This window comes from Bradyrhizobium diversitatis (assembly GCF_016031635.1).
GTDB classification, from domain to species: domain Bacteria; phylum Pseudomonadota; class Alphaproteobacteria; order Rhizobiales; family Xanthobacteraceae; genus Bradyrhizobium; species Bradyrhizobium diversitatis.
Genome location: NZ_JACEGD010000018.1, coordinates 1 through 12,800, shown reverse-complemented (window position 1 = coordinate 12,800; position 12,800 = coordinate 1). Strand labels below are relative to the sequence as shown.

At 64.1% G+C, this 12,800-nt stretch carries 13 protein-coding genes; 6 read left to right on the top strand and 7 right to left on the bottom strand.

What is annotated here, in order from left to right:
* Window positions 1–65: 65 nt before the first annotated feature.
* Window positions 66–464, top strand: a complete 399-nt coding sequence (locus H1B27_RS20275) for a winged helix-turn-helix transcriptional regulator (RefSeq protein WP_197488812.1) — start codon at window positions 66–68, stop codon at window positions 462–464.
* Window positions 465–745: 281 nt separating this feature from the next.
* Here H1B27_RS20275 and dksA read toward each other — a convergent pair whose 3' ends face one another.
* Together dksA and H1B27_RS20265 are read right to left on the bottom strand one after the other, a co-directional pair.
* A complete protein-coding gene (dksA, locus tag H1B27_RS20270) occupies window positions 746–1,111 on the bottom strand; it encodes an RNA polymerase-binding protein DksA (RefSeq protein ID WP_085966600.1) in 366 nt (121 codons plus the stop codon).
* A gap of 218 nt (window positions 1,112–1,329) precedes the next feature.
* Entirely contained in the window at window positions 1,330–1,941 is a 612-nt protein-coding gene (locus H1B27_RS20265; protein ID WP_197967286.1) for an NAD(P)-dependent oxidoreductase, read from the bottom strand.
* 168 nt (window positions 1,942–2,109) lie between these two features.
* Between H1B27_RS20265 and H1B27_RS20260 the strand changes: the two genes are divergently transcribed.
* On the top strand, window positions 2,110–2,481 hold the full coding sequence (locus H1B27_RS20260; protein ID WP_061883034.1) for a winged helix-turn-helix transcriptional regulator: 372 nt from the start codon (window positions 2,110–2,112) through the stop codon (window positions 2,479–2,481).
* Window positions 2,482–2,484: 3 nt separating this feature from the next.
* On the opposite strand, the gene H1B27_RS20255 is transcribed toward H1B27_RS20260, so the two are convergent.
* Window positions 2,485–2,898, bottom strand: a complete 414-nt coding sequence (locus H1B27_RS20255) for a flagellar assembly protein FliX (protein ID WP_061883035.1) — start codon at window positions 2,896–2,898, stop codon at window positions 2,485–2,487.
* Window positions 2,899–3,180: 282 nt separating this feature from the next.
* Here H1B27_RS20255 and H1B27_RS20250 point away from each other — a divergent pair, with 282 nt between their 5' ends.
* From H1B27_RS20250 to H1B27_RS20235, 4 genes are all read left to right on the top strand, one after another.
* Complete coding sequence (locus H1B27_RS20250) at window positions 3,181–4,305, top strand: flagellar basal body P-ring protein FlgI (protein ID WP_197967285.1); 1,125 nt, start codon at window positions 3,181–3,183, stop codon at window positions 4,303–4,305.
* A complete protein-coding gene (flgJ, locus tag H1B27_RS20245; protein WP_028181460.1) occupies window positions 4,305–4,673 on the top strand; it encodes a flagellar assembly peptidoglycan hydrolase FlgJ in 369 nt (122 codons plus the stop codon). Before H1B27_RS20250 ends, flgJ begins: the two co-directional genes overlap by 1 nt.
* Before the next feature lie 11 nt (window positions 4,674–4,684).
* A complete protein-coding gene (locus tag H1B27_RS20240; protein WP_197967284.1) occupies window positions 4,685–5,182 on the top strand; it encodes a hypothetical protein in 498 nt (165 codons plus the stop codon).
* Window positions 5,183–5,339: 157 nt separating this feature from the next.
* Window positions 5,340–5,699, top strand: coding sequence for a hypothetical protein (locus H1B27_RS20235; protein WP_028181462.1), 360 nt, complete (start codon window positions 5,340–5,342; stop codon window positions 5,697–5,699).
* Between the two features lie 151 nt (window positions 5,700–5,850).
* On the opposite strand, the gene flaF is transcribed toward H1B27_RS20235, so the two are convergent.
* The 4 genes from flaF to H1B27_RS20215 all read right to left on the bottom strand — a co-directional run.
* A complete protein-coding gene (gene flaF / locus H1B27_RS20230; protein WP_028181463.1) occupies window positions 5,851–6,219 on the bottom strand; it encodes a flagellar biosynthesis regulator FlaF in 369 nt (122 codons plus the stop codon).
* A gap of 294 nt (window positions 6,220–6,513) precedes the next feature.
* Window positions 6,514–8,802, bottom strand: a complete 2,289-nt coding sequence (locus H1B27_RS20225) for a DUF1522 domain-containing protein (RefSeq protein ID WP_061883039.1) — start codon at window positions 8,800–8,802, stop codon at window positions 6,514–6,516.
* A gap of 219 nt (window positions 8,803–9,021) precedes the next feature.
* On the bottom strand, window positions 9,022–11,292 hold the full coding sequence (locus H1B27_RS20220; RefSeq protein WP_061883040.1) for a DUF1522 domain-containing protein: 2,271 nt from the start codon (window positions 11,290–11,292) through the stop codon (window positions 9,022–9,024).
* A 324-nt stretch (window positions 11,293–11,616) separates the two neighbouring features.
* Window positions 11,617–12,800 (bottom strand): DUF1522 domain-containing protein (locus H1B27_RS20215; protein ID WP_197967283.1); only part of this gene is annotated, 1,184 nt, incomplete at its 5' end.

Genomic DNA, 12,800 nt, shown 5'->3' with positions numbered 1-12,800 from the left:
GATCGGTTCCGCCGCGGCCCTGCTCAAGGCCGCATCTGGTCACTATCTCCAAGGGGACAAGTAGAATGGATTTCGAGACTGGTATGGAAAACCTGACCAGCAACTGCGACGACGGCTGCGATTGCAGCCCGGATCCTGCTCTGCTCGGCGACTTCAAGCGCGCTATCCACGCGCTCGGCGGCAAGTGGAAACTGGAGATCCTGTTGACGCTGATGAACGGTGCGGTTCGCTTCGGTGCCTTGCGACGATCGATCGGCGGGATCACCCAGCACATGCTGACCACGCAGCTTCGCGAGCTCGAGCAGGATGGCCTCGTATCGCGCATCGTCCTCGCGGAGAAACCCTTGAGGGTTGCGTACGAGCTGACGGATGCGGCTTACGGCCTCTTGCCGGCATTTAAGGAAATATTGAGCTGGTCCAGGCTTTATGGGGACGCGCGCCTCCTGGCGTCGCGGCAGACCTGATTGCAGCGATGCTTAATGCAGCTGGATCAGCGTCTCACCATTCGAGCCGATGTCGTTGATGCGACTCGCAAAACCTGCCCCACCTGAAGTGAAGGCTGTTTCTCATCCGAACTCACGTGAGCTCGGAGGAATCGAGTCTAGCCCATTGATCGTGATTCACTTTTCGCAATCACGCCTCGCACGCTGCCGCGCGGCTGCAAGCGGCAGACAAAATGCGGATCACGGCGCCAAGCGGCACCTTGCGTCCCAAAAACAAAGAGCCGCACTTGGCGGCTCGGGCTCTATTCGTCGCGATAGACCTTCTCGCGTTTCTCGTGGCGCTCCTGCGCTTCCACCGAGAGCGTTGCGATGGGCCGGGCTTCGAGCCGCTTCAACGAGATCGGCTCGCCGGTTTCCTCGCAATAGCCGTAGGTGTTGTCCTCGATGCGCTGGAGCGCGGCGTCGATCTTGGCGATCAACTTGCGCTGGCGATCGCGGGCGCGGAGTTCGATGGCACGGTCGGTCTCGGACGATGCCCGATCGGCAAGATCGGGGTGGTTCACGTTCTCCTCCTGCAAAGCCTGCAGGGTGAGCTTGGACTCTTTGAGGATCTCATCCTTCCAGGCGAGGAGCTTCAAACGGAAGTACTCCTTCTGCCGGTCGTTCATGAAAGGCTCTTTGTCGGTCGGTCGGTAGTTTTTCAACTTTTCCAAGGGAGGCCTATCTGTCTAAGCAACGACTCGCATACGGAACGGGGTCCGTCGAGCGGGGCGTTATATAGCGGCCTCCTGTGACAGACAATATTTCCCCTCATCGCCCCGGTGCCGCCCCCAAGCCCTTGCACAGGAAGGTTTATCCTGGAGGGACCCGGGGGGCGGCTGGCGGCTCAATAGCCGACCGTGAAGCGCTGCCTCAGATGGGCGGGCCGTTCGATCTCGTCGGCGAGCGCGATGGCGTAGTCGGCGAAGGTGATCCAGCTCTTTCCGTTCGCATCTGCGAGAAGCTGGTCGCTCCCAAGCCGGAACTTGCCCGTGCGTTCCCCCTCGACGAACAAAGCCGACGGCGAGATGAAGGTCCAATTCAGGTCCTTTTCCTGCTGCAGCAGGTCGAGGAAGGCCGAGCCCGCCTCCGCCTCAGCCTTGTATTGGGTAGGAAAATTGGGCGTTGTGACCAGCTTCAAGCCTGGGGCGACCTCAAGGCTGCCGGCACCGCCGACGACGAGGTAACGACCGACCTTGGAGTCCTTCGCCGCACCGATCAGCTTGAGCGGGTCACTGACTAGGAAGTGCACGGAACTCACGGCGACGTCGTGTCCGGCCCACAGCCTGGCGAGGCCGGCCTGGTCGAGCACATCCCCCTTGGTCGGCGTGACGTTGGGCAGGGCTGCGATCTTCTCGGGGTTCCGGGCGATGGCTGTGACGGCGTGGCCGCGGCGGGACAGTTCCCTGGTGATCTCCGACCCGGCCCGGCCCGAGGCACCGGCGACTGCGATTTTCATGGAAGGCTCCTTTGCTTCTATAGTAACTATCAGTGACTAGATATCGCAAAGGATGCTGGTGTTAAGAGAGCACTTTGTGCTTACCTGATTACGCAACGGTAACCTGGACGCGTAACCGATCACGTACAGCTGACGCGCGCACCGCCAGCGGCGGAATGAGGACCGACGATGAAACCGGACGTCTACGCAGCGAACTGCCCCACCCGCCAGATCCTCGATCGCGTCGGCGACAAATGGGCGGTGCTGATCCTTTTGCTCCTGCGCGAGGAGCCGATGCGCTTCAATCAGTTGCGCCGCACGATTGAGGGCATCTCGCAGAAGATGCTGAGTCAGGTTCTCAAGTCGCTTGAGCGCGACGGCCTGATCAGGCGCCATGCCATCGCAACCGTTCCTGTCACGGTGGAATATTCGATCACGCCACTCGGGCTGACGCTGGCCGCGGCGGTCGATCACCTGCGCGATTGGGCCGAGCACAATCTGAAGGACGTGCTCGCGGCGCAGCGCCGCTACGATGTGCAGCAGAAGGAGGAAGCGGCGTAGACGTCAGGCCTGCCCGGCCTTCGCGAGCTCGACTTCGACGCGCAACTCGATCTCCGAGAGCACGGAATCGAGTCCGGCATCGCCCGACGAGGATTTGAGGTTCGCCGCAGCATCACGCAGACGCATCACGGTCGAGGCGTCGAGGTTTCCGGACAGCAGTCCCATCTTCAGATCATCGAGCACGTCGAGCGCTGTCCTGCCGCGGGCGACCGAGCGCTTGCGGCGCTCGACCGGATCCTCTTCGACGCCCTGCAATGCCAGCAGCGCGTCGATGTTGGCGGTGGCCTTCGGTGCGGCAGCGCTCCGCGTCTCCTGTGCCGACGAGGTGTCGGGCAGCACGAAGGTGCCGGAGCCGGTCCGCCTGGTCTGGCTGGCCGGCGTTCCCAACGTGGTTCCGTTCGGTCCGTAGATGCGCATCGGAAGGAATCCGGGTGATCGATGCCGGAGCTTCGCCGTTTTATGGTTAACGGCCCGTAAACAGCCCGGCAAAATCTGCCGACAGGCGGCAGTTTCGCTCCTCAGGCACAACACCCGCTGACACCGGTCGAAACAGATTTATTCAACCTATTCAGCGATCTATCCCGAAGCCCCGGGTTGGCACAGCGCTCGCAAGGAAAGCGCCGGACCAGCTCGTCATGGGAGTGTCGTGCAGATCCTTCCGATTTGAGGAGCCTTTCTAGGAGCCTTGGGGAGCAGAGGATGCTAGGCGTTCGTTGGGTGAGGATTGTTGGGGTGGCCTGCGCCGCGCTGTCAGCGCTGGCGCTCTCGGTCACGCCTGCAAGCGCGACATCGCGCATCAAGGACCTCGCCAACATCGAGGGCGTGCGGCAGAACCAGCTCATCGGCTACGGCCTCGTCGTCGGCCTCAACGGCACCGGCGACACGCTCAACAACATCCCCTTCACCAAGCAATCGCTGCAGGCGATGCTCGAGCGCATGGGCGTCAACATCCGCGGCGCCACCATCCGCACCGGCAACGTCGCGGCCGTGATGGTGACCGGCAACCTGCCGGCCTTCGCCACCCAGGGCACGCGCATGGATGTCACCGTCTCCGCGCTCGGCGACGCCAAGAACCTCCAGGGCGGCACCCTGCTCGTGACCCCTCTCCTGGGCGCCGACGGCAACGTCTATGCGGTGGCGCAGGGTTCGCTCGCGATCTCCGGCTTCCAGGCCGAGGGCGAGGCGGCCAAGATCGTGCGCGGCGTTCCGACCGTCGGACGCATCGCCAACGGCGCCATCATCGAGCGCGAGATCGAGTTCGCGCTCAATCGGCTGCCGAACGTGCGCCTGGCGCTGCGCAACGCCGACTTCACCACCGCCAAGCGCATTGCGGCTGCGGTCAACGACTATCTCGGCGTCAAGACCGCCGAGCCGATCGACCCATCGACGGTGCAGCTGTCGGTCCCGCCGGAGTTCAAGGGCAACGTCGTCGCATTCCTCACCGAGATCGAGCAGCTCCAGGTCGATCCCGATCTCGCCGCCAAGATCATCATCGACGAACGGAGCGGCATCATCGTGATGGGCCGCGACGTCCGCGTCGCGACCGTCGCCGTGGCGCAGGGCAACCTCACCGTCACCATCTCCGAGAGCCCGCAGGTCAGCCAGCCCAACCCGCTGTCGCGCGGCCGCACCGTTGTCGCGCCGCGCAGCAGCGTCACCGTCACCGAGGACGGCAAGAAGCTGGCCGTCGTCAAGGACGGCGTCTCGCTTCAGCAGCTCGTCGATGGCCTCAACGGCCTCGGCATCGGCCCCCGCGACATGATCAGCATCCTCCAGGCGATCAAGGCCGCCGGCGCGATCGAAGCCGACATCGAGGTGATGTGATGCAGGCAGGCTCCATCAACACTCCGCGCCTCGCCACCGCCTCGGCGTTCTCGGTGGAGAGCCGCAATGGCCGGCCGGACTTCGAGCTCGCCGCTGCGCTGCAGAAAGTCTCACCGCAGCAGCAGGCCAAGGCGCAGAAGACCGCCACCGATTTCGAGGCGATGTTCCTCAACAGCATGTTCTCGCAGATGACCTCGGGCCTGAAGGGCGAAGGTCCGTTCGGCGATACGACCGGCACCGGCGTGTGGCGCTCGATGCTGACCGAGCAATACTCCAAGAGCTTCGCCCAGGCCGGCGGCGTCGGCGTCGCCACCGAAGTCTACCGCACCCTGATCATGCAGCAGGCGAAAACGATCCGCACGGCATAAGGTCAAACGAAATGAACCATTTCCACGCCTCACGTCAGCCGATGCAAGCCCAGAGTCCGAACGCCGCGCCCGGCAGCACCGAGGCGCGCAAGCTCGCCGAAGACCTGATGGACGCAATGAGCGCGCTGCTCGGACTGATCGAGCGCGAGACCGAGCTCGTTCGCGCCGGCAAGGTCCGCGAGGCGATGACGCTCGAGAGCAAGAAGCAGGAGCTGTCGCGCAATTACGTCGGCGCCGTCAGCCAGCTGAAGGCGAACCAGGCCCAGCTCGCGAAATCCGCGCCGGAGTTGCTCTCGACGCTGCATCGCCACCACGATGCGTTTCGCGCGATGCTCCAGGTCAATCTCACCGTGCTCGCGACCGCGCACGCTGTCTCCGAGAGCGTCGTGCGCGGCGTCAACGCCGAGATCCAGAAGCGCAACGTGCCGAACACCTATACGGCCGCGGGACGCCGCGCCGCGCCGGGACCGCGCCACATCACTCCGCTCGCGGTCAGCCGCTCGCTCTGAGCGCGCAGGAACAAGCGACATTTTTACGAAATATTGCGCGGCGATGGCGTCGCGCGATTAGTCACGTTTCCTTACCAGGTCTTCAAACCTGGTGTTCCATGGTTGCGCTATTAGAGGGGTTGGGATTTGACTCAAGTAAGGCAACCAGGAGGCTGCCATGAGTACAGATTTCAGCATCAGGCCGGTGGGGATCCCGGCACCCGCGCAGATCGTACCGACGTCCAACGTGGCGGCGAACGAGGCCGTGCAAACGGATCTTCCGGTGAGCCAGACGGTTGCCGCGAGCGATACGGGCGCGCCTGTGCGCAATGATCTGCCAAACCACGAGAACGTCTCGCGCCAGGTCGTGTTCGACCAGGCGGCCGCGTCCTTCGTCTTCCAGGTCGTCAACGCCAAGACCGACGCTGTGGTGACCCAGTTCCCCGACGAGGCGATGCTGCGCCGGCGCGCCTATTTCCATGCGCTGGATATGCAGTCCGAGCCCTCGCGTCCGCTCAGCACGGACGTCAGCGCCTGACGACCAGGTGTCGACCGTCACGACGGCGGATCGACACCAGTCGAGTCCGCCGCAAGTTCGGTGGCGATGTCATTGATCCGCCCCAGCGCCGGCTTCCGTCAGCATCGACTTGGTCCGCGGTCGGCAAATGCTCGACCACGACCGCTCTCCGTCACGGCCGTCCGGACAGGCCTGCAGCGATGTTGCGGTTGATCTCGATCAGCGGGCGGAAATGATCGAACTGCGGGCTCATCTGCAGCGCGGCCGTCTGGCTCAGCACGAACACGCTGATGTTGGCGATCTTCTGTCGGACGTCGATCGGCTGCGGATTGGTGTCACGCATCGCCTCGCTCAGGAAGATGGTCCAGAGCTTGCGGTTGAACATCAGGGCCTGCATGGTCTGCTCGCTGAGCGGATCGGCGTTGTTCACCGCGTCCTGGAGCTTGTTGGCGGCCTTGAGCAGGGTCTGCGCCTCGATGTCCCGAGGAGATGCGGTGGTCGTTGCAACACGCGCATAAGCCGAGGCAGCGGAATTCGACATCAATCACACCCTGGACGTTACCTAACGCGTTCTACGCGCTTAAGGATTTCTTTCCCAACCCTAGGCAGCACCGCTTAAGATTTGCTTACGTGTTGTGCTTGGAAGCACTCCGGACAATTACGGGGCACGGAGCTCTTCGTCGGCGCAACGCTAGATGCGCGCACGCACGATGTAAACTCGCTCGGCGTGATGCGCATCGATCTCAGCTAATCTTGTCTTAGCGATCTCCCTTAAAAGAACGGCGGAGCGTTAGCTCCGCCGCGAAATCTCGAGTAGCGAACTTGCGCCGCGAACTTAGCGGAGCAGCTGCAGCACGCTCTGTTGCGACTGGTTGGCCAGCGAGAGCGCGGAGACCGCGATCGACTGGCGTGTCGAAAGCGCCTGGCTGTTCGCCGCTTCCTCATTGGTGTCGGCGAGCGTCAGGTTGGACGAGCCGGTCTGCAGCACGTTGATCAGGTTCTTGGAGAAGTCCTGACGCACCTGCACGATCGACAGGTTCGAACCGAGGGTGGAGCCTTCCGAACGCAGCGTGCTCGAGGCTGCATTCAGGCTGGCCAGCACCTTGTTGGTGGCACCGTTGTCGATGAAGTCGACGCCGTTGACCAGATTGCTGAGACCGAGGCCCGCCGCATTGAACACCACGCCGTTGATGCTCAGCGTGGAGCTGCCGGTCTCGTTGAAGACGAGCTTCAGCGTGTCGCCGTTGAGCAGGTTGACGCCGTTGAAGGAGGAGTCCTGCGACGTCGTGTCGATCTGGGCCAGGATGTTGTTGAACTGGTTGACCAGGTTGGAGCGCGCGGTCTGCGCCACCGGATCCTGGACCGGCGGCTGCGCGGTGGTGAAGGCCAGAACGCCGGTGATGGTGCCGCCGACTGCGCCGCCCGCGAGGGTCGAACCGAGCGTCGACGAGGCGTATTCGTTGACGGTGGTCACCGTGAGCACGCCGTTGGCATCGATCGTCGCCGTCAGGTGGTTGGCCTGCAGCTGTGCGTTGAGCTGGTCCAGCGTCTTGACGGTTCCGTTGGTGCCGTCGCCGAAAGTGACGTTCACCGGGGTGCCGCCGTTGAACGAGGTGAAAGTCAGCGTCTTGCCGCTGATGCCGCCGACGCCGGACGTGCGGGCCGCAGTGAAGGCGGTTGCCGTTCCCGTATTGCCGCTGAGACCGAATGCGCTGAGGGCATTGCCGGTGCCGGTGATCGAGAGATCGGCGTTGACGCCGGTGGAAAGCGCAAGCTGACCGCTGCTGTTGACCGACGACGGGATCTGGCCCGCCGTGGTCGACAGCGTCGCCGCGCCGTTGAAGATGCTGGCCGTCTTGACGCCGGTCGCGAGGTCGACGGCGTTGAGCAGGTCGGTCAGCGTCGCGCTCTGGATATAGACGGTCGAGTTGCCGTTGCCGTCCGTGACGATGTTGCCGCTGACGCCACCCGAGGTAACGCTGGCCGCCGATTGCGGCGTCTGCGCGTTCTTGAAGGTGATGGTGTGGCCGTCGATGTTCAGCGTCGAGCCGTCCTGAACCAGGGTGCCGAGCGAACCTGCGGTGGTCGACCGGGCCGCGGTGACGTTGGCATTGCCGGCGCCGGTTGCGGAGGTCAGACCGAGCGCCTTGAGGAAGTCGGCCTTTCCGGTCACGCTCAGATCGGCGCCGGTCGAGCTCTTCAGCGTGACCTGGCCACCCGTGATGGAGGATGCCACCTGCAGCGTGCCGACAGGACCGGCCGAGCCGCTGACCGAGATGGTCGCGGCGCCGGCGCTGATCGTCGCGCTCTTGACGCCGCTGGCCAGATCGATCGCGCTCAACAGGTCGTTGACGGTGCCGGTGGGCGCGGCGGCCGTCCCCATGTAGACGATCGAGTTGCCGTTGCCGTCGGTGGCGATGTGGCCGCTGGCATCCAGGCCCCAGCCGGTCGGCTGCGTCGCGGGCGCCGCGCCGGTCCGGAAGGTAATGGTCTTGCCGTTGACGGTGATCGAATCTCCATCGGCCGGCGACGAGCCGAGGGTGCTCGCCGCCGTGGTTCCGATCAGCGTCGCGCTGCCGGTCAGGGCAGTGGTGCCGTCGGCCATGGTTGCGGCAACGCCGGTCAACGTGCCCGCCGTCGAGCCGAGCGATGCACCGAGGGCGGCGGCGGCCGTCACCGGCGTCACGCCACCGGGAGCGCCGGTGTAGAGCACGTTGCTGTTGGCGGTTGCGCTTGCATAGGACGTCGTGCCGCGCAGATCGGCCGGTGTCGCGCCGGGAATGGTCGTCGAAACGTTCGACTTGGTGGAATAGCCGACGGTGGTCTGCAGCGCCTGGTTGGCGATCGATTTCGCGCTGTCGATCAGCTTTTGCAGCGAGGTGATGCCGGTGTTGGCGGCCTGGAGCACCTGCACGCCGTTGTTGATGCCGTCGAGCAGGTTGCTGATGTCGCTCGCCCGGTTGTCCAAGCCCTGCGCCGTGAAGAAGTTGGTGGGATTGTCGAGCGCCGTATTGACCTTTTTGCCGGTCGACAACCGCTCCTGCGTCGTGGCCAGCAAGTCGGCCGTCGACTGCAGCGACAACAGGTTCTGGCGAACGGACGCCGAGAGAACGATGTTGGACATTGGCGAGTCTTCCTCTTGAACCGGATACGAATCGGCCGCGCGGTCTGCAAAGCGGGGCTTTTGTCCAGTTTTAGGAGGTGTCCTTTAAAGTATGGTTAACGCCGGTTTAAGGGATAGGGTTAATGGCGGGTGAAGGCCCCTGCCCGCCTCCAAATGCAAAGAGAGCGGCGGGGCAAATGGCCCCGCCGCTCGATTTTTACCTCGTATTTCAGTTGCTTACTAGCGAAGCAGCTGGAGCACGCTCTGCTGCGACTGGTTGGCCAGCGACAGCGCGGAGACCGCGATCGACTGGCGGGTCGACAGCGCTTGGCTGTTCGCCGCCTCGACGTTGGTGTCGGCCAGGGTCAGGTTGGACGAGCCGGTCTGCAGCACGTTGATCAGGTTCTTGTTGAAGTCCTGACGGATCTGCACCACCGAGAGGTTCGAACCGAGGCTCGAGGCTTCCGAGCGCAACGTGCTCGAGGCGGCATTCAGATTGGTCAGCACCCTGTTGGCGGCGGCGTTGTCGATGAAGTCTACGCCGACGGTCAGCGCGGCGAGGCCGAGGCCCTTCGAGTTGTAGGTCACGCCGGTGATGTTCAGGCTCGACTTGCCGGTCTCGTCGAACACCAGCTTGAGCTGGTCGCCGTTGAGCAGGTTGACCCCGTTGAACGAGGAGTCCTGCGCGGTCGTGTCGATCTGGTTCAGGATGTTGTTGTACTGAGATACCAGGTTCGCACGGGCCGTCTGTGCGACCGCATCCTGGACGGGCGTGGAAGCCGTCGAGAAGGTCAGCGCCGAGGTCAGCGTGCCGCCGATCGCACCGCCCGCTGCAGTCGAGCCGAGCGTCGAGGAGGCGTAGTCATTGGACGCCGTGATCGTCAGCAGGCCGTTGGCGTCGATCGTCGCGGACAGGTTGTTGGCCTGAAGCTTCGAGTTGAGCTGGTCGAGCGTCTTGACCGTGCCGTTGGTGCCGTCGCCGAAGGTGACGTCGACCGCGGTGCCGCCGTTGAAGGAGGTGAATGTCAGGCTCTTGCCGCTGATGCCGCCGATGCCGGAGGTGCGCGCCGCCGAGAACGCCGTCGCGTTGCCGGTGTTACCCGAAAGCCCAAACACCGCCAGCGCGTTGCCGGTGCCGGTGATCGACAGGTCGGCGTTGATGCCGGTCGAGAGCTGGAGCTGGCCGCTGGTGTTGATCGACGACTTGCTCTGGCCGGTTGCGGTATTCAGCGTCGCCGCGCCGTTGGCCGCAATCGACGCGGTCTGCACGCCGGTGGCAAGGTCGATCGCGTTGAGCACGTCGGCGACAGTGCCGGCCTGGAGGTAGACCGTCGAGTTGCCGTTGCCGTCGGTGATCACGTTGCCGCTCTTGCCGAACCCGGCTGGAATGGCCGGCGCACCTGCTGAGCCTGGAACCGGCGCGTTCTTGAAGGTAATGACGTGGCCGTCGACATTCAGGGATGCGCCATCGGAAATCAGCGATCCCAGCGAGCTCGCGGTCGTGGTCCGGTTGACGCTCAGCGACGCATTGCCGCCGCCCGTTGCGCCGGAGAGGCCCAGCGCCTTGAGCAGGTCGGCCTTGCCGGTCAACGACAGATCCGCACCCGTCGAACTCTTCAGCGCCACGACACCTGCGGCGATCGAGGAGGGCGTCTGGCCCGCGCTGTTCGCGATCGTCGCCAACCCGCTTGCGATGACCGAGGTGTTCACGCCGCTGGCGAGGTCGATCGCGGTCAGCAGGTCGTTGACGGTCGCGGCCGGGGTGGCGGCTGTGCCGAGATAGACGGTGGTGTTGCCGCTGCCGTCGGTCACGAGGTTGCCGCTGAGGCCCGAGCCGGCCGGGACGGCGGCTGCCAAGGGAGCCGAGCCGGCGCGGAAGGTGATGGTCTTGCCGTTCACCGTCAGCGTGTCGCCGTCGGCGGGAGCCGAGCCGATCTTCGTGGCCGCGGTGGTGCCGATCAGGGTCATCGTGCCTGTCACGGCGGTGGTGCCGTCGGCAGCGTTCACGGCAACCGTATTCGAGAACGTACCTTGCGCCGCGCCGAGGGTAGTGGTTGCGACGGCCGCGGTAACGCCGCCCGCCGTGCCGTTATACAGCACGTTGCTGTAGGCGGTCGCGCTGGCATAGGAGGTCGTGCCGCGCAGGTCGGCGGCGGTTGCGCCCGCGATCGTGGTGGAGACGTTGGACTTGGTGGAGTAGCCGACCGTGGTCTGCAGCGCCTGGTTGGCGATCGACTTGGCCGAGTCGATCAGCTTCTGCAGCGAGGTCAGGCCGGTGTTGGCGGCCTGCAGCACCTGCACGCCGTTGGCGATGCCGTCGAGCAGATTGTTGATGTCGCTGGCGCGATTGTCGAGCGACTGGGCGGTGAAGAAGTTGGTGGGATTGTCCAGCGCCGAGTTGACGCTCTTGCCGGTCGACAGACGGTTCTGTGTGGTGGCGAGGAGGTCGGCGGTGGACTGGAGAGAGAGCAGGTTCTGACGAACCGACGCAGAGAGAACAATACCGGACATGACTCTTACCCTTCTGGCTTACGCGTCTTCGTTCGATCGCTTCGGATCGAGTGACGGGCACAGCCTGCGCGGACATGGCTAACAAAGGGTGAAACGCGTCTCGCCGGCATAAGCGGCGGTTCACCATAAGCTGCCGGAAGGCGCGGATGGCATCGACAATCCGTCTGAAATAATTGGCGTTTCTCTGCGCTTACGCTCCATTAACCATAACCGCTGGTTACTTTTCAGAGCGTCTCCTGGTTTCTCGAAAGGTCGCATGACATATGAAAAAGCGGCGGGGCCGAAGCCCCGCCGCCGGATCCTGCTTGCGATGTTGGCCGCGACTTAGCGGAGCAGCTGGAGCACGCTCTGCTGCGACTGGTTGGCCAGCGACAGCGCGGAGACCGCGATCGACTGACGGGTCGACAATGCCTGGCTGTTGGCCGCCTCGACGTTGGTGTCGGCCAACGTCAGGTTGGACGAACCGGTCTGCAGCACGTTGATCAGGTTCTTGTTGAAGTCCTGACGCACCTGCACGATGGTCAGGTTCGAGCCCAGCGCGGAGGCTTCCGAGCGCAGCGTGCTCGACGCCGCGTTCAAATTGGTCAGCACCTTGTTGGTGGCCGCGTTGTCGATGAAGTCGACACCGCTGGTCAGCGCAGCAAGGCCCAGACCCTTGGAGTTGTAGGTCACGCCGGTGATGCTCAGGCTCGACTTGGCGGTCTCGTCGAACACCAGCTTGAGCTGATCGCCGTTCAAGAGGTTGACGCCATTGAACGAGGAGTCCTGCGCGGTCGAGTCGATCTGCTGGAGGATGTTGTTGTACTGGTTGACCAGATTGGCACGCGAGGTCTGCGCGACGACGTCCTGGACGGGGGTGGAAGCCGTCGAGAAGGTGAGCGACGAGGTCAGCGTGCCGCCGATCGCACCACCCGCGGTGCTCGACCCGATGGTCGAGGACGCGTAGTCGTTGGTGGTCGAGATCGTCAGCAGGCCGTTGGCGTCGATCGTCGCGGACAGGTTGTTGGCCTGAAGCTTCGAGTTGAGCTGGTCGAGCGTCTTGACCGTCCCGTTGGTGCCGTCGCCGAAGGTGACGTCGACCGCCGTACCGCCGTTGAAGGAGGTGAAGGTCAGGGTCTTGCCGCTGATGCCGCCGATGCCGGAGGTGCGGGCCGCCGAGAATGCGCTGGCGGTGCCGGTGTTGCCGGCGAGGCCAAGCGCATTCAGCGCGTTGCCGGTACCGGTGATCGACAGGTCGGCATTGATGCCGGTCGAGAGCTTGAGCTGGCCGGAGGCGTTGATCGACGAGGCGATCTGGCCCGAGGCGGCCGCAAGCGTCGCGGCACCGTTGGCGGCAATGGTGGCGGTCTGCACGCCGGTGGCAAGGTCGATCGCGTTGAGCACGTCGGAAACGTTGCCGGCCTGCAGATAGACTGTCGAGTTGCCGTTGCCGTCGGTGATCACGTTGCCGCTCTTGCCGAAGCCGGTCGGAATCGCCGGGGCGTTGGTCGAGCCCGGGACCGGCGCGT

Coding starts and splice junctions, on each gene's coding strand:
- flgJ (WP_028181460.1), top strand. CDS start 4,305: ATGCAGGCAGGCTCCATCAACACTCCGCGCCTCGCCACCGCCTCGGCG.
- H1B27_RS20235 (WP_028181462.1), top strand. CDS start 5,340: ATGAGTACAGATTTCAGCATCAGGCCGGTGGGGATCCCGGCACCCGCG.
- H1B27_RS20275 (WP_197488812.1), top strand. CDS start 66: ATGGATTTCGAGACTGGTATGGAAAACCTGACCAGCAACTGCGACGAC.
- H1B27_RS20255 (WP_061883035.1), bottom strand. CDS start 2,898: ATGCGCATCTACGGACCGAACGGAACCACGTTGGGAACGCCGGCCAGC.
- H1B27_RS20265 (WP_197967286.1), bottom strand. CDS start 1,941: ATGAAAATCGCAGTCGCCGGTGCCTCGGGCCGGGCCGGGTCGGAGATC.
- H1B27_RS20250 (WP_197967285.1), top strand. CDS start 3,181: ATGCTAGGCGTTCGTTGGGTGAGGATTGTTGGGGTGGCCTGCGCCGCG.
- H1B27_RS20220 (WP_061883040.1), bottom strand. CDS start 11,292: ATGTCCGGTATTGTTCTCTCTGCGTCGGTTCGTCAGAACCTGCTCTCT.
- H1B27_RS20240 (WP_197967284.1), top strand. CDS start 4,685: ATGAACCATTTCCACGCCTCACGTCAGCCGATGCAAGCCCAGAGTCCG.
- dksA (WP_085966600.1), bottom strand. CDS start 1,111: ATGAACGACCGGCAGAAGGAGTACTTCCGTTTGAAGCTCCTCGCCTGG.
- H1B27_RS20260 (WP_061883034.1), top strand. CDS start 2,110: ATGAAACCGGACGTCTACGCAGCGAACTGCCCCACCCGCCAGATCCTC.
- flaF (WP_028181463.1), bottom strand. CDS start 6,219: ATGTCGAATTCCGCTGCCTCGGCTTATGCGCGTGTTGCAACGACCACC.
- H1B27_RS20225 (WP_061883039.1), bottom strand. CDS start 8,802: ATGTCCAACATCGTTCTCTCGGCGTCCGTTCGCCAGAACCTGTTGTCG.